Raw genomic sequence first — 16,448 nt, 5'->3', positions numbered from 1 at the left:
CAGCCTCAATGACGCGGCTCTCAACAACGATATACAGAAGGGTCCTACCGGCCGCTTTGTTTGTGCTTGGAGCCGCTGTGCCCATACAGGGCCAGGGGCGAGGCACACTCAGCACGGCAGAGAACTTCAGGCGCGCTCCCAACGGAGAAGTACTCGCTCGGGTTGACGCAGGAGCTACGTTCGCGGTTGTCGGCCAAGATGGAAACTGGCTGGAGGTAGATCTTACCGGGTGGATGTGGATGCGGTCACTTCAAGTGAGTGAGGATCAAGGCTTCACTTTGGTCGTTTCTGAGCCCGAGGGGGAGAATCTGCGGGACGGTCCCCGGGGTGCGGTAGTCGGCCGATTGGGTCGAGGGACGTTGTTAGACGAGGTCTCGCGAGAACCGGGTTGGATCCAAGTGAGCCGCCGCGGATTCCTCTGGGCCCCATCTGTCGATCTAGGTCCCGAAGCGATCAGAAGCAGCACGGGGGACCAGGAGCCCACTCGGGAATCCCCGGCGCCCCAAGCGCCGACTCCGGCCGGTCCGTCGTCATCGCGTCCGGATGGATTCACGGCGACTGGCGAACGGGGCGCAGCAATCCTCACTGCGATCGATGGAGACACGTTGGCGGTCACCGTCCCAAACTCTGAGGTGGAGGTCACGGCCCGAGAGGGAAACTGGGTTCGGGTCCGCTTGGAAGGCTGGACCTGGATGCCGGATATCCCGATGGATGAAACCGGCGTCGAGGGCCCTTCACTCGAGCCAGACGACCTCGCTCGGGATCCTGCAGCCTCTTCGGGTCGTGTCGTATCGTGGAGGCTCCAGATCATCTCCCTTGAACAGGCCGAAGCCGTGAGGACGGACTTCTACGAAGGGGAGCCATTTTTCTTGACACGGTACGGCGGTGACGCCGGTCCGTTCGTGTATGTTGCCGTGCCGACAGATCGTCTCAGTTCGGTCGAGGGGCTTATTCCGCTCGAGTACCTAACCGTGACCGCACGAGTCCGTACCGGCGCCTCAGTCCTCACCGGGACGCCCATTTTGGACCTGCTTTCCTTCGAGCGGGATCGTCGGTGAGGATTTCGCGATGTGCTCGGGCGGCGGCTATGGCCTTCGCCCTTGTAGCGACCGCGTGTTCTGGTGGCTCCGAGCCGACGCTTCCGCAGCTAGATATTGTGGTCGCTTCAGGTGACGGTCAGTTCGGAACTGCTGGGCAGGTCCTCTCGGATCGGTTGCAGGTCGTTGTGCGGTCGTCCCAGGGGGCGGCCCCTAAGAAGGATGTCAGTATTCGTTGGAGCGTCGTTCAGGGGGATGCCGACTTCGTCACGTCGCCGGCCACCCTGACGGACGAGAGTGGCTCCGCGTATCAGTCCGTGCGCCTGGGGGCATCCGCTGGCGAGGTGCGAATCAAGGCCACCGTGACCGACCAGGAATCTGTGAGCGTGTCGTTCACACTCTTTTTGGTGGACGAGCCTCTCCTCCAATCGCTTTCAGCGCAGCAGGGAGTGGCGGGCCAGAGTATCCAGTTGAATGGGCTCAACTTCAGCCCGAATCCAGATCACAACGTTGTGCTTTTCTCTGGAATCCGCGGTCGGGTAACGAGTGCATCGACTTCTCTGCTCACGGTCGAAGTTCCGAGTTGCTTGGCATCCCGAGACGTTGGAGTCACGGTTCAACTAGGCGCTGTCGAGTCAGATAGCCTGGCGCTTGCTGTAGTAGGTGGTGACGACTTCACTGAGCTCGCGCCCGGGCAGTTCATCGATGTAGCCGACGACGGTGGCTTCACGTGTCTCCGCCTGCCTGGCGGGGCGGACGTGTCTTACCTGGTGGTGGCTTATTCCGCGAGCACCATCGCGGCAGCAGAACACCGGTTTGTCTTCACCGGGCTTGTGGACCCATCCGTGTCCTCTTCCTCTGGCTCAGCCAGTGCAGTACCCGGCACTTTCGGGCTCGGTGCGAATCCGACATCGGCCGCTGCTCGGAACCTTCAGCAGGAAGGTGTGCAGGCAGCGTTTGAAAGGGCGCTGCGACTACGAGAGGCCCGCGCGATCAGCTCAGGAGCCCATGTGACGTCGGCGCCGGTCGCGTCGGCCCAGGCGGCACCCGTTGTGGCCCCAGTGAAGGGTGATCGACGGACCTTTAACGTATTCAACGTCGAGGGTGGGTTCGATGAGGTGGAGGCTGTCGCTCAATATGTTGGTGAGAAGGCGGTGTTATTCGTCGAAGAAGTCGGAGCCGATGACTTCACAGAAGCAGACTTGGCAGCGTTCGCGCGGCGCTTCGACGACGTGATCTTCCCTGCGGTCACGGGTGCCTTTGGGCAGACGTCTGATCAAGATGGAAATGAGCGCGTCGTCATTCTGTTCACTGCGACAGTGAACCGATTGACCCCTAAGGGAGCCCAGGGCTTCGTGGGAGGCTTCTTCTATGGAGTCGACCTCTTGGATGGACGGCAGGGCAGCAACGGTGGGGAGGTGTTTTATACGCTGATCCCAGATCCTAACGGGGCGTATTCTGACCCTAGGCCCAAAAAAAAGCTTCTGGAGGTGGTCCCTGCCATTCTCGCTCACGAGTTCCAACACATGGTGCACTTCAACGAGCGCTTACTCGTGTTGGAGGCTGAAGCCGCTGAGGCGCTTTGGCTGTCCGAAGGACTCGCGCAGATGGCGGAAGAACTCGTGGCCCGCGCGTACGACGGGTTAGGCGACGCGGAAGAGGCGGACCTTTTCAGGCTGGGGAATCGAGGCCGCATCAGGCGTTATCTCGAAGCTCCGGAAGCTGTCAGTCTGATCGTGGTGTCCGGGCAGGGGTCCCTTCAAGAGCGCGGAGGTGGTGTTCTCCATGTCTTGTACCTGTCCGCCCGCGGCGGGCAGGGCGTCCTTGGGCAGCTCACAAAAACGACTCGGATCGGGGTCGACAATGTCACGCAACGATTAGGCACCAGTTGGGAAGACCTCCTCGCCAATTGGTGGGCTGCCACGTATTTGGACGGGAGTGGAGTAGGGGGGAATCTCGAGTATGCGGGACTCAGCCTTCAGGACTTCCTTGGCGAGGCCAATTACACGTTGGATCCGGAGGTCTTGGGCGGCAGCGACTTTGAGGAAGTGGGCTCGCTATGGTCCTCCTCTGCGGAGTACTACATTGTGGTACCATCCTTGCTAGGTTCGGTAACGTTGAGACTCGGCGGGGGAACTGGTGGATCAAGTACCACTGGTGCGGCTCTGCGCTGGAGAATCGTCCGGCTTCCGTAGGCCAGAATGTGGCCGCGGCACAGGCTGAATCTTCGTAGCATGCTCCTCGTAAAGAGGAGAGTCTAGAGTAATAACCCTTTGTTTCGGCGGTCCATGCGCTGTTCAACCTGCGGCGAAAATCTCACGCCTGGTGCGGTGAAGTGCCCCACGTGTGGCACAGGAACGCCCGTTGGGATGGCCGTTACTCGGCCTGCCGGAGTAAGGCGCTGCCCGCGCTGTTCCTATCAGGGTGAAGGGATTCCCTATTTCAGGCGTGCGGGCCACGTGGGCATGTTAGTCGGCGCCTCGTTTTTCACGTGGGGATTTGGTGGACTCATCTATTGGTTGGCGCGGCGCAAGCATCTGATTTGTCCGCGTTGTGGTTTGGGTTGGGAGCACGCGCCACGGGCATTGGCCGCTGCGGGATCGGAGCCCGAGCGCGTGATGCTCGAGGCTGAACCGGACGAGAAGCTCCCCAGCGCTGGTCTCAAACGGAGAATCGCAGGGGTCGGGGCCATCCTAATGGCCAGTCTCCTGGTTCTCATCGGGTTTGTTGAGTGGGAGATGGCAGCGGTAGCGGTGGGTTCGGTTGTCGGAGGCGGCGGTTCGGGGATGTTCTATTGGGGCTGGAAAGGGCTGCAAGAGAGGCAAAAGGCGCTCATGCAGGGGCTCCAGAGAAAGATCCTAAAGTTGGCTGACATGAAGGGTGGCACGTTGACGGTCACCGAAGTCGCTGCCGATATGAATCTGTCGTTACCAGCGGCAGAGAACATCCTGACTTCGATGGATGATGGCTTCCGGGTCCGCTCGGAGATCTCGAAAGAAGGTGTTCTCTACTACGAGTTCCCGGAGTTACTCCACCGGGATCAACTCGGGTCGGGCGGCTGAGCCAACCGAGCGACCGACAGGCCAACGAGAATCACCGCGGCGCCGAGCAGTTGTAGAGGCCGCGGCAGCTCGCCCAGCCAAACCCAAGCGGTACCGAGAGCGGCGACCGGCACGAGGTTCGAGTAGATCGCAGTTCGGTTATTACCCAGCCTCTGCACGCCTCGATACCAGAGCAGGTATGCTACACCGACGGACATGATGCCGGCGTATGCAACGCCGACCCAGGCTCCCACCGAGATCATCGTTAGGTCCGTTCGCAGAAGGTCCGGGACCCCCATGAAGAAGATGAACGGGGTTCCAGCCCACAGCGTCCAAGCGGTCATCCTGAGCGCCCCGTACGTCCCGACGGGACGCCGACTCCCTACCGTGTAGATCGACCAGAGGATCGAGGCGAACACCATGATGATGTCACCTCGAAGAGTTTGACTGCTGAGGTCGAAGCCGTCGCCACCGCCGAGGATGACTAGAATCATCCCGGCGAACGTGCCGGCGACTCCTACCGCGACCCATGTGTTGACTCGCTCGTGACCCACTGCGGCCGACAGGATTACCGTCCAAATCGGAGTGGTGGAGAGCATCAAACTCGCGTTCCCCGCCAGGGTCCAGTCGAGTCCGAAGATGAAGCACAGCTGATAGACGACGTTGCCGAGAATCCCCAGGGCGACGATCCGTCCCAGGTCTTTGCGAGCTGGCACCCTTGGCCCAGGTAAGTGGCGCACGAGGACCCACATGACCCAGGCGGCCAAAGGGAATCGAAGAGCGTTGAACGCAAGCGGTTCCAACTCCGCCAGGACGACCTTGACGACCGAAAAGTTCACGCCCCAGATCACCGCCAACAGGACGAGCCCGAGATCGGTACTTAGGTCTCGCTTGGCATCTGGCATGTGAGTTCCGCTGTTTGGCGCCGCGGGGGGAGGTGGGAATGCACGCGATCGTTGTGCCACAAGCGAGACGGTATGCTAAGTTGCTTTCGTGCCCCCCGACAAAGTACCCGAAGGGCATTTTATGTCCAGAACCAACGTCCTAAAACTCGACGATTACCGTGACCGCCGGCTGCAATGCTTGCGGGTCACTGAATCTCTATGCAGTGCTGCTCCTGGGCGGAAGGCCTTACTGAGGAACGTTTCAGAGGCAGCATCGATCACAGGCGCGGACCGTGCTGCTGTGGTGGAGGTGGATGAGTACGGTCCGGGATTGGTGCATCCGCATGTGGTGCTCGATCTCCTGTCCGACCGACCGCGCCGCTCCGTTGGTGTGGGCCAAGTCTCTTCATGCGGGCAGATGGTTGACGGACCGGGGGTGCTCAGAGGAGAGCGTTTCTCGACAGTTGGACTACTGTAACGGAGCGGCGTTGGGCAGGGCGTTACGGAATTACGTGGGCGCGATGCCGACTCAGATTTGGGATGGAGCAGGGGGGCGGTTTTGAGGGCGTTCAGAAGGGCGAGCGGGTTGAACAAAAAAGCAGTGGGCGATAGGTCCGCTGCTCAATCGACGACGAGGGAGCACGATGCGGGAATTTTCGGCCGGAGACGGCACTCAGTGGACTGCGGCGGTACACGAGGCGTCGGGCCCTGACTATAAGGGGCGTTTCTATTTCGTACTGTCGGACGAGACCGGAGGCGAGTACGCTCTGGTCGACGTGCGTTGGAACAACGCAAGAACTGCGCAGAAGACCCTTGATACGATGTCGGAAACAGAGCTGCGCCGCCGACTCCGCTCGGCAACAGGAAGAGGGATGTCGGACACCAGATCTTAGCAGACAGCACCCGACTACTGTGACCCGCCGCCACTTCGCTGGGGGATGATGAGCCACTGTCCGGCGTAAATACGGTTGGGCTCGAGGCGCGGATTCGCTCTCAGGACGTCGTCGATCGTCAGGCCGTATCGACGCGCTATGAACGTGAGGTTCTCACCGTTCCGAACCTGGTAGCGTCCCGTGTCGTCGGCTTGCGCCTGAGGCACCACCGGCACACCCGCCACGATGGTGGCCGGGACTCGACCCGGGCCGCGGGCGAATTCCGCGAGTCTGGCGCCAATAAGGTCCTCCACCCGCTTGGCAGCAGTTGTCGACCGGGCTCCATTCAGCAGGATGGAGAAGGCCAGCCGTTCCGCGTCTTGAGAGCGAACCACCCCGCTTAAGGCAGACACACCTTCAATGGTACCGGTCTTCGCTCGGAGGTTCCCAGCCGCGGCTGTCCGATACATACGCGGAAGGCCGGGCCGCTGGCCGGCCTCTGGAAGGGTCTTCCAGTATTCTGGCCACTCGGGAGATCGTGCCATCCCGTCGAAGAGACCGACGAAGGCGCCGGGGCTTACTCTGTTGCCTGCCGACAGGCCTGAGCCGTCGAGCAGGACCAGGTCGTCGACCGGGACACCAATGTTCGCCAGAGATTCCTTAACAGCTTGTTCGCTCGAATTGGGGCTTCGCAGCCCGTCGCGCACCCGCCCGAGGGTTCTGAAGACGAGCTCGGCGAAGAGATTGTTACTACGCTTGTTGATGACCGCGAGGTATTCGCGAAGCGCGGGCGAGGTATGCCTAGCAAGGATGCGAGTGCGCCTACGGTCGGCATCGGAAGGGACATTGAGTCGGCCCACGATGGACTCTGTCGGATCGTTGACCACTTCGATTCCGCCGCCGAGCTGAATGCCACGTTCGTCGAGAACCGCGAGGAAAGCTGAGGCAGCAAAGTGCGCTGGCCTCGGTACGGTCATCTGTCGCCACACGTCTCTGGAGCCGCGGGTAATACGGCCTTGGATGCGAATGGTTTCAAGCGGGTCTTCCCGGAGGATCGCCAGACGGGGACGGGCCGATCCGGCTACGGTTTCGGCGACGTTCTCGACATCTAGGCCCGCGTTAGGGGGCACCGTGTGAAGCTCGGGTGGCTCACCCCCACGGCCCGCGGCAACGACTCGAAAGGACACCACGTTCTCGTTGTACGACAGTGCCGAAATGCCGGCAGCGAAATGATCGTTCAGGTCTGCCGGGTCCCAGCCATCGGGCCTGAGCGGGCCGGGAAGGTGCGAGGCGTCCGCGATCAGGTCCCCGGTGATCGAATGAATCCCAACCTCGGAGAGCTGATCCACCAAGAGATGGAAGACGCCGTCCTTCTCAAAATAGAACCGGTCCGATATCCCCGGATCACCGGTTCCGTAGACGACCAGGTCCCCGTGCAAGACCCCGTTCTCGACAACCCCCTCGGTCAGAAGGAAGGTCTGGAATCGGAATTCAGGTCCCAATTCTCTCAGAGCCGCGGCGGTCGTGAGGAGCTTGAGGTTGGACGCCGGGGCAAGGGCGGAGTCGGGTCCAACAGCGAAGAGCGTATCGCCTTGATCCATCGAGGTGACTAAAACGCCCCAGGTGGCGCCCCGTGACTGAAAACTCCCGAGGATGGACTCCAGGTCGGAGCGAAGTCTGCGAACCTCTTGCCCGGATGCGCGCTGGGGAAGGGTGAACACCGCGCACGCCAACATTCCCAGCAGAGGTGCTGCTGTGATCCACTTCTTGTTGGAATTTAGGAGATCCAACGGCTAGAGGCTCAAGCGTGAAGCGGACCGGGCCCGCCCCCGGGGAGGCAGGACACACAGTATCCAGATAACTCGAGCCGATATCCGGTCACGCTGAATCCATCCGCCCGTGCGCTGAGTTCACGGATGCCGGCTGGATCCACTTCTCCCGGCAGGTCTGCGACTTTACCGCACACGACACATCGAATGTGGTGATGGGGATCGGTTCGGCCATCGTACCGAGCCGAACCGTCACTGTAGGTCAGCTTCACCGCTAGTCCACAGCCGACAAGGGTCTCGAGGCTCTTATATACCGTGGCCAGAGAGATTCCCGCTGTGTCTTGCCGAACACCGAGGAATACTTCGTCGGCTGTAGGGTGGACATCCGTGCCCGCGAGGTAGCGGTACACAGCTGCGCGTTGGTCTGTAAACCGTTGTCCGCTGGCCTCAAGTGCCTCTCGGAGCCGCTGATCACTATTGTCTGGATGCATAACCATACTTTACCGAGGTTCCGGAAAGGGTGTCAAGCGGAACAGGCCACGATGGAGGGACGGAGATCATGCGGCGGCGTTCCTGGGGTCGACCAGCAGCCGCAGACCGTTGAAGACGACGATCACCGTGCTCCCTTCGTGTCCGATAACGCCTGCGGTTAGACCGATATTCCCGGTGAGCGCCAGCACGATCAAAGTGACCATCACGCCAACTGAGAACACCAGATTCTGACGCACGATTCTGCGCGCCCGACGGCTCAACCGGATCGCGTGGGCGATTCCATCGAGTTGCTCGCCCATCACGACGACATCCGCTGTTTCCAGCGCCACGTCGGTGCCTGCTGCCCCAAGAGCGAACCCGACGTCCGCGGTGGCCAGGGCAGGGGCGTCGTTCACGCCATCGCCGACCATGGCCACGGGCCCGTACTCTTCACGAATACTCTCGATGATCCGGGTCTTCGCATCTGGTAGGAGCTCCGCGTGAATGTGATCCACTCCCACCGCGTCACCGATCACTCGTGCTGTACCCCTGTCGTCACCCGTCAACATCGCGAGGTGTGTGATCCCGAGGGCACGAATGTCTCGAATTGCGTGCGCGGTACCGGACCGCGGCTGATCTGCCACTGAGAGCGCAGCCACGGCCTTACCGTCAAAGGCTACGAGCATCGGCGTTGTCCCGGCCTTCCGCATGTCGTCGAAGGCGTCGACCAAATCAGTGGGAAGCGGCGCGTCGATCAGATCGGAAATCCAAGACCGACGCCCGATCGATACACGCACGCCGTCCACGTCGGCCTGAACTCCTTGGCCGGCGATGGCCTCAAAGTTGTTTGGTTCGGACATGGCCACCGATTGTGCTTCAGCAGCCTGTAATATGGCTGAGGCCAGCGGGTGTTCGGATCGGGATTCGGCGGAGGCGATGAGCCGAAGCACACGGTGCTGGAAGGCTTCTGGGTCCGCACCCGCGGGCGTGTTCGTAACGAGACGAGAGAGTTCGGGACGCCCGACCGTTAGGGTCCCGGTTTTGTCGAACGCGATCGCCCGGATGTCTGCGAGCGCGTCGAGGTGGAGTCCTCCTTTGAAGAGTACACCACGCCGCGCTCCGTTGCTCACGGCAGAGACGATCGTCGCTGGGATCGAGATTACCAATGCGCACGGAGAGGCAACAACGAGGAGTGTCATGGCCCGATAGAACGAGGCTTCGAATGCCCACCCCATGAACGTCCAGGGGATGACGATGGCCAGAGCCGCCGCCGCGATGACACCCACGGCGTAACGCCCCTCGACGTCCTCGATCCAACTCTGCGTCGGGGCCCTGGTCTCTCGGGCGTCTTCAACCATGCGAATGACTCGCGCCAGGGCAGAGTCGTCGGCCCGGCGGGTCACGGTCAGGTCCAGTGAACCCGAACCGTTCAGCGTGCCTGCGAAGACGTCTGACCCCGCCTCCTTGCGGACAGGCACGGGCTCGCCTGTGAGGGTGGACTCGTCGATTCGCGAGGAGCCGCTGCTTACCTGGCCGTCTGCGGGTATGCGCTCTCCGGGCGCGACCCGCACGACATCGCTTGGGACAAGGGCCTCGATGGCGACTGCCTCCGTGCGCCCTTCGACCACCCGCAGGGCGGTCTCAGGACGGAGGTCCATCAGAGCGCTAATCGAGCGGCGCGTCCTGCCGAAGGCGTAGGTCTCTAGGCTCGTGCCCAGCGAGAAAAGAAAGAGGAGGGCGGCGCCTTCCAGCCAATGGCCAACCGTGGCAGCGCCCGCGGCCGCCAGTAACATGAGGAGGTCTACATCAATGGATGCATCGGCGAGTTCCCGTACCGTACGTCCGGTCGCCTCCCATCCGCCGGCGATGTAGGCGACGACGAAGGCGACGAGCGAAGCCGATGCAAGGTCGTTGATTTGGAATGCAAAGCCGGCGGATACGGCCAATCCGCACACCGCTGTCGACACGATGCTGGTGCGCCAGGCAGACTCAAGATCGGGTTGGTTCGGGTCGCAGCAGCCGCTCATGTCACTCTTATGCGGAATGGTTCTTGATAAGCTAGCCGGGGTCCCGAAAAGTGGATACCCCGCTCCGCAATCCCTTGCTCGGCCCGGCAGACACAGCAAATTTCTAAGAGTTGGAGTTTCCATCGATAAGGAATTCGCATGAGTACCGACGCAGGATCACTCGACGCCTTGCTGACCGAAAATCGTAGATTCACGCCCCCCGAGGAGTTTACAGCACGGGCTGTGGTACACGATTCTGAGATCTATGAGCGAGCTGCAGCTGATCCCGAAGGGTTCTGGGCGGAATGGGCGGCGAAGCTGGACTGGTTCGAGCCTTGGCACACCGTTCTCGAGTGGAACGCGCCCTACGCCAAGTGGTTCTTGGGTGGCAAGTTGAATGTCGCGCACAACTGCCTGGATCGGCATCTAGATGGACCCAGAGCGAATCAGGAAGCTCTGATCTGGGAAGGCGAGCCAGGTGATACGCGCACCTTCACGTACTCCGAACTGCACGCAGAGGTGTCGGCCTTCTCTAACGCGCTGAAGGGGCTCGGTGTTGTGAAGGGAGATCGGGTCACCATTTACCTCCCAATGGTCCCCGAAGCTGCGATCGCGATGTTGGCGTGCGCGCGGATTGGGGCGATCCACTCGGTGGTCTTCGGGGGCTTCAGTCCTGAGTCACTCTCGGATCGGAACAATGACGCTCAGGCCAAGGTGCTGATCACCGCCGATGGCGGTTGGAGACGGGGTGGGATTGTCCCGCTCAAGGCCAATTCGGACACCGCTATGGAGACCTCGCCGACGGTCCAGCACGTCGTTGTTGTGCAGCGCGGTGGCGATCTGAGCGACCAAGTCGACGCCAATATGATTCAGGGGCGAGACCACTGGTATCACGACCTGGTCTCCGATGCTGCCCGAGACTGTCCCGCTGAGGCGATGGACGCGGAGGACACGCTCTTCATCCTCTATACGTCCGGCACGACAGGGAAGCCAAAAGGAGTCGTGCACACCACCGGAGGCTACCTCACGCAGGTGGCTGCGACCACCAAGGTCGTGTTCGACCTCCAAGACGATGACGTGTACTGGTGTACGGCAGACGTGGGTTGGGTCACTGGGCACAGCTATATCGTGTACGGCCCCTTGGCCAATGGCACACGAGTGATGATGTACGAAGGGGCGCCCGACACTCCGGATCGCGGACGATTTTGGGAGCTTTGTGAGAAGTATGGCGTGACCGTGTTCTACACCGCCCCCACCGCGATACGCGCCTTCATGCGTTGGGGAGATCGTTGGCCCATGAGGTACGACCTCTCCAAGCTCCGCCTCTTAGGGACGGTAGGTGAGCCGATCAATCCAGAGGCATGGATGTGGTACCACCGCACGATTGGTGGTGAGCGGTGCCCGATCATAGACACTTGGTGGCAGACCGAGACGGGCGCGATCATGATCACGCCGCTGCCTGGGGTTACGGAGACGAAGCCGGGTACGGCCACGCGTGCCTTCCCTGGCATCGACGTGACGATCATGAACGACGCAGGGGAGGCCACGCCGGCCGGCTACCTCGCGATCACATCACCCTGGCCATCGATGCTGAGGACGGTTTGGGGCGACGACGAGCGTTTCAAAGAGACGTATTGGTCGAAGTGGGACAACATCTATTTCCCAGGTGACGGCGCGAAGATAGACGAAGACGGCTACCTGTGGATCTTGGGCCGCGTGGACGACGTGCTCAATGTCGCGGGGCATCGAATTGGGACGATGGAAGTGGAAAGTGCCCTTGTCGACCATCCCGCCGTTGCCGAGGCCGCGGTGGTGGGGAAGAGCCACGAGATAAAGGGTCAGTCCATCGCTGCCTTCGTCACCTTGAAGGATGGTTTCGATGGGACTGACGAGTTGTTGGCGGAGGTCCGCAATCACGTCGGAACAAAAATCGGGGCGATCGCGAAGCCGGAGTTCGTCGTCTTTACCGCCGATCTGCCCAAGACACGGTCCGGAAAAATTATGCGGAGACTGCTCCGCGATATCGCGGAAGGCCGTACTGTGGGTGACACGACGACACTCGCGGATCCGTCCGTAGTGGCGAGCCTGCAGTCGATGTACGAGGCCGACGAAGGCTAGTATCTCAGTTGCCATCGCCCCCGGGCATCGGGGGTGATGGCTTCTATTCGTCTGTCCGCATCGGGTCCGGTGTGCGCGGCTTCTTGGTCGCCCGCTCGTCTGCGGGTTTCTCCTTCGCCTTTCGAGCTGGCACGCCCACATAAACCCAGTGTGGTTCTGTGTCCCGAGTCAGCATCGATCCCGCGCCGACCATCGAATCATCCGCCACCGTGACACCCGCCAAAATTGTCGCGTGGTACGTGATACGGACGCTCTTCCCGATTGTGGTCTTGGGTAGGTACACGATGCGCCCGTCCACGATGTTGTGGGAGTGTGAGTAGACGTTCGCGAAGTCGGACACGGAGGAACCGTCCCCGATCTCGATTCCTCCCCGATCGTCCATGAGCACGTGCCGGTGGATGACGACGTTGTCCCCCACCTCCATGTTGTACCCGAAGGACAATCGCATGTGTGTGAACGCCTTGAAGTTCTTCCCGCATCGGCCGAATACATGACGCGCGAGGATGCGCCTGAAGTGGATTCCCAGTTCGATGTTCTCGCCCAGAGGGCTACGGTCGAACATCTCCCAAAGCCAGATCAGAGGCTTTCGCGGCGCGTAACGTTCCAGATCGATTTCTTCGTAGTACTCAGGCTCCAAGGTGACATTGCGCGGATCTAGCTGCGCGAGGGCCACCCTCGTCGTGAGCGGGAGAGATTCAATGTCGGCGCCTGAAAACTGCGGATAGTAGATATCCGTAAGGATCCGTGTGCACAGTTCGTTTCGATCACAATCCGGATCGTCGAGAACGCTGGACAACGAGTCCAGCCACTCTTTGTAGAGAGCGTCCGCTGCTGCGTCGACAGGCACGGGCCGGAGAGGGAGAAAAGACATAGGAAAGACGTTATCTGGATTCGAGATCATGGCAAGACGAACCCTGCGGTCGCATCACTTGATCGGCTGGTGTACACTTAACTTGTACTCCCTCTAACGCACCGCGACATCATGCACGACGTACTGCGTCAGCGACTGGTCCGCACCATCGAGAGCCTGCCGGACGAGCAGGTTTATCAGGTGTTGGACTACATTGAGTTCCTTGAGGCTAAATACGCCAAAACGACCCCAGTCGAAGCCTCCGGCTTACAGAAATTCGCCGAAGGGTTCGAGGACAAGCTGCGAAAGAAGGCGGTGAGCCCGAACACGATTCGGGAGGCGTTCCAGATGATTTCGGCCGCGGACCGTGTGTTGTCCGGGGTGTCTTCAGCCGGTAAGCAGATCCTTTCGGATTTGAGTGAGGTCCTGGATACTCCAGAGGAAGAGGTTGTGGACGGTGAGACGCATCAGATCGAGGCGGATCCCGCCAAGGCTGGAGGGCAGGGGCCCTCGGTTGGCTCGAATCCCGATGAGGTTGGACCCCGATAGGTGTCTGTTTAGCCGAAAAAGGTGCCTGGCCGTTGACGCTTTCGGGCGCTCCGGATATCCTGTCCTATGGTAATATTTTCGCTCTGCGGAGCGGGTCCGCGCTCGCCCTACGACGCCCCGGTTTTCGGGCCTCGAGGGGCGGGCGTGCGTCATATCTGAAAGGTCCGAAATCCGATGGCTGACCGCTCAACGAGCAGCGTGAAGATCATAAAGGAAGCGCTGACGTTCGACGACGTTCTCCTGATCCCGGGGCACTCGTTGGTGCACCCCAAGGAGACGGACGTGTCTTCGAAGGTGACGCGCGACATCACGATGAAGATCCCGCTCCTTTCTGCGGCGATGGATACCGTCACCGAGTCGCGAATGGCGATCCAGATGGCTCGCGAAGGTGGGATCGGGATCATCCACAAGAACCTCTCGGTTGAGCTGCAGGCCGCTGAGGTCGACCGCGTGAAGCGGTCCGAGAGCGGGATGATTCTGGATCCGATCACGTTGATGAGGGACGCGACGCTCGGTGACGCACACGAACTCATGTCCCGCTTCTCGATCAGCGGTGTTCCGATTGTCGAGGATGGCGGCCGGCTGGTTGGGATCATCACCAATCGCGATCTGCAATTCGAGACCGACATGCGGCTGTCGATCGAGAGCGTGATGACTTCGGACAACCTGGTCACGGTACCCGTAGGGACAACGCTCGACGAAGCGCAGGCGATCCTGCACAAACACCGGATCGAGAAGCTCCCGGTGGTAGATAACGAAGGGCATCTCTGTGGATTGATCACGGTCAAAGACATCTTCAAGCGCCGTCAGTATCCGGACGCGTGCAAAGACGAACACGGGAGACTGCGTGTGGGCGCCGCTATTGGTGCATCGTTGGCCGATGTCGATCGCGCCCATGAGCTGCTGGATGCGGGGGCGGATCTCCTGATCATCGATACCGCCCATGGTCATTCTGAGGGAGTACTCCAGGCCGTTGGACGGATCCGGGACAAGTTCCCCGATGCCCAGCTCGTCGGTGGGAACGTCGGAACGGTGGAAGGAGCGAAGGCGCTCGCGGATCGCGGAGTGGACGCCGTGAAAGTCGGCGTTGGGCCCGGCTCGATCTGCACCACGCGAATTGTGACCGGTGTGGGGCTCCCGCAGCTCACTGCGATCATGGATTCCGTAGATGGGGTCGATGGGTCCGTTCCTGTGATCGCTGACGGTGGAATTCGGTACTCCGGTGATATCGTGAAAGCGCTGGCCGCCGGTGCGCAGGCCGTGATGATGGGCTCGATGTTCGCCGGGACGGACGAGTCTCCCGGGGAAAGCTTCCTCCTCGAAGGACGTCGCTTCAAGGCGGTCCGAGGCATGGGGTCTTTGTCTGCGATGGAGCAGGGGTCGGCGGACCGGTACTTCCAAGACGGAGAGAGCAACGTGCGCAAGCTCGTCCCTGAGGGCATCGAAGCTCGAGTGCCTTACAAAGGGCCTGTCACCGACACGATCTATCAATTGGTTGGGGGGCTGCGCAGCGGCATGGGCTACTGCGGTGCTGCCGACCTCGCGGAACTGCGCGACAAGTCACGGTTCATTCAGGTTACGACAGGTGGGTTGCACGAGTCCCATCCGCACGACGTGACGATCACTCGAGAAGCACCCAACTACCACACGTGATAGGCGCGGTCGCCCCGGCGACCCGGCCCGACCCACCTGGAGACCCAAGCTATGCCAGGCCTACTCCCCAACGTCGATCCCGACGGCCTTCTGGAATACTCCGTGGTCTATACGGACCGCGCGCTCAACCACATGTCCCAGTCCTTCCAGGGTGTCATGCGGGACATCTCTGCCGTGCTGAGGGATGTCTACAACGCCGAGGCTGCGATCGTGGTGCCGGGTAGCGGCACGTTCGGTATGGAGGCGGTGGCGCGTCAGTTTGCCACAGATAAGAAGTGTCTGATCATCCGGAACGGTTGGTTCAGCTTCCGGTGGAGCCAGATTTTCGAGATGGGGGACATTCCTTCCGAATCGACGGTCATGATAGCTCGACAGGTAGGGGACGGACCGCAGGCTCCCTTCGCGCCAGCACCTGTGGACGAGGTCGTCGCCGCCATCGAGTCGCAGCGCCCGGATCTGGTCTTCGCGCCGCACGTAGAGACGGCGTCGGGGATGATCCTTCCGGACGGGTACATTGAGGCGGTCGCCAATGCGGTGCACGCGGTGGGGGGCATGTTCGTTCTCGACTGCGTGGCCTCAGGGGCCATCTGGGTGGACATGGAGGCACGTGGGGTCGATGTGCTGGTGACGGCTCCGCAGAAGGGATGGAGTGGCTCGCCCTGCTGCGGCTTGGTGATGCTGAGCGGCCGGGCTCTGGAGCGGATGGAGGAGACTACGAGCACCAGCTTCGCCTGCGACCTGAAGAAGTGGCATCAAATCATGCAGGCATACCTCGGGGGCGGTCATGCCTATCATGCCACGATGCCCACCGACGCCCTAGCCAGCTTCTGCGACGTCATGAAGGAGGCCCAGGCATACGGCTTCGAGAAGGTCCACGCGGAGCAGCAGGAACTTGGCGACCGTGTGCGCGCGCTGCTGGAGAGCAAAGGTTTTCGCAGCGTTGCCGCCGACGGCTTCAAGGCGCCGGGCGTGGTGGTCAGCTATACGACCGATAGCGGAATCAAGTCTGGCCAGAAGTTTGCACAGGCGGGCATCCAGATCGCCGCGGGCGTGCCGCTCAAGTGCAACGAACCTGAGGACTTCACCACGTTCCGCGTCGGTCTGTTCGGGTTGGACAAGCTCCACAACCTCGATCGCACGGTGGAGACACTGGAGCGGGCCCTGGCCGAGGTCCTTTGAGTTTCTGTGACCGCTCGGT

At 61.1% G+C, this 16,448-nt stretch carries 13 protein-coding genes; 8 read left to right on the top strand and 5 right to left on the bottom strand.

Annotated features, from left to right (window positions below; genetic code table 11):
• The first annotated feature begins 77 nt into the window (after nucleotides 1-77).
• The 3 genes from P8L30_12150 (at nucleotide 78) to P8L30_12140 (ending at nucleotide 4,099) form a co-directional block, all read left to right on the top strand.
• Entirely contained in the window at nucleotides 78-1,058 is a 981-nt protein-coding gene (locus P8L30_12150; protein MDG2240945.1) for a hypothetical protein, read from the top strand.
• Between the two features lie 29 nt (nucleotides 1,059-1,087).
• The gene (locus P8L30_12145) at nucleotides 1,088-3,232 is read left to right on the top strand and encodes an IPT/TIG domain-containing protein (GenBank protein MDG2240944.1); all 2,145 of its coding nucleotides are present in this window, start codon (nucleotides 1,088-1,090) and stop codon (nucleotides 3,230-3,232) included.
• 270 nt (nucleotides 3,233-3,502) lie between these two features.
• On the top strand, nucleotides 3,503-4,099 hold the full coding sequence (locus tag P8L30_12140; GenBank protein MDG2240943.1) for a hypothetical protein: 597 nt from the start codon (nucleotides 3,503-3,505) through the stop codon (nucleotides 4,097-4,099).
• Here P8L30_12140 and P8L30_12135 read toward each other — a convergent pair.
• Entirely contained in the window at nucleotides 4,078-4,983 is a 906-nt protein-coding gene (locus tag P8L30_12135) for a DMT family transporter (protein MDG2240942.1), read from the bottom strand. The genes P8L30_12140 and P8L30_12135 overlap by 22 nt on opposite strands.
• Nucleotides 4,984-5,606: 623 nt before the next feature.
• Between P8L30_12135 and P8L30_12130 the strand changes: the two genes are divergently transcribed.
• A complete protein-coding gene (locus P8L30_12130; protein ID MDG2240941.1) occupies nucleotides 5,607-5,855 on the top strand; it encodes a hypothetical protein in 249 nt (82 codons plus the stop codon).
• Between the two features lie 14 nt (nucleotides 5,856-5,869).
• Here P8L30_12130 and dacB read toward each other — a convergent pair whose 3' ends face one another.
• From dacB to P8L30_12115, 3 genes are all read right to left on the bottom strand, one after another.
• Nucleotides 5,870-7,624 (bottom strand): D-alanyl-D-alanine carboxypeptidase/D-alanyl-D-alanine-endopeptidase, encoded by a 1,755-nt coding sequence (gene dacB, locus P8L30_12125; protein MDG2240940.1) that lies wholly within the window; start codon nucleotides 7,622-7,624, stop codon nucleotides 5,870-5,872.
• Nucleotides 7,625-7,635: 11 nt separating this feature from the next.
• Nucleotides 7,636-8,094 carry a transcriptional repressor gene (locus P8L30_12120; GenBank protein MDG2240939.1) on the bottom strand — a complete coding sequence of 153 codons (459 nt, stop codon included), beginning with the start codon at nucleotides 8,092-8,094 and terminating at the stop codon, nucleotides 7,636-7,638.
• Between the two features lie 66 nt (nucleotides 8,095-8,160).
• Nucleotides 8,161-10,101, bottom strand: a complete 1,941-nt coding sequence (locus P8L30_12115) for a heavy metal translocating P-type ATPase (protein ID MDG2240938.1) — start codon at nucleotides 10,099-10,101, stop codon at nucleotides 8,161-8,163.
• A 138-nt stretch (nucleotides 10,102-10,239) separates the two neighbouring features.
• Here P8L30_12115 and acs point away from each other — a divergent pair, with 138 nt between their 5' ends.
• A complete protein-coding gene (acs, locus tag P8L30_12110; GenBank protein ID MDG2240937.1) occupies nucleotides 10,240-12,198 on the top strand; it encodes an acetate--CoA ligase in 1,959 nt (652 codons plus the stop codon).
• A gap of 43 nt (nucleotides 12,199-12,241) precedes the next feature.
• Here the strand turns inward: acs and P8L30_12105 are convergent, their stop codons facing one another.
• A complete protein-coding gene (locus P8L30_12105) occupies nucleotides 12,242-13,069 on the bottom strand; it encodes an acyltransferase (GenBank protein MDG2240936.1) in 828 nt (275 codons plus the stop codon).
• A gap of 111 nt (nucleotides 13,070-13,180) precedes the next feature.
• Here P8L30_12105 and P8L30_12100 point away from each other — a divergent pair, with 111 nt between their 5' ends.
• The 3 genes from P8L30_12100 to P8L30_12090 all read left to right on the top strand — a co-directional run bounded on the left by P8L30_12100 (nucleotide 13,181) and on the right by P8L30_12090 (nucleotide 16,429).
• A complete protein-coding gene (locus P8L30_12100) occupies nucleotides 13,181-13,597 on the top strand; it encodes a DUF2281 domain-containing protein (protein ID MDG2240935.1) in 417 nt (138 codons plus the stop codon).
• 174 nt (nucleotides 13,598-13,771) lie between these two features.
• On the top strand, nucleotides 13,772-15,250 hold the full coding sequence (gene guaB, locus P8L30_12095) for an IMP dehydrogenase (GenBank protein MDG2240934.1): 1,479 nt from the start codon (nucleotides 13,772-13,774) through the stop codon (nucleotides 15,248-15,250).
• A gap of 51 nt (nucleotides 15,251-15,301) precedes the next feature.
• Nucleotides 15,302-16,429, top strand: a complete 1,128-nt coding sequence (locus P8L30_12090) for an aminotransferase class V-fold PLP-dependent enzyme (GenBank protein ID MDG2240933.1) — start codon at nucleotides 15,302-15,304, stop codon at nucleotides 16,427-16,429.
• The last annotated feature ends 19 nt before the right edge of the window (nucleotides 16,430-16,448 follow it).

The organism is Longimicrobiales bacterium, from assembly GCA_029245345.1.
GTDB lineage: Bacteria > Gemmatimonadota > Gemmatimonadetes > Longimicrobiales > Gaopeijiaceae > CALFPJ01.
Note: the sequence above shows the minus strand (reverse complement) of the source record. Positions and strands in the feature narration are given on the sequence as shown.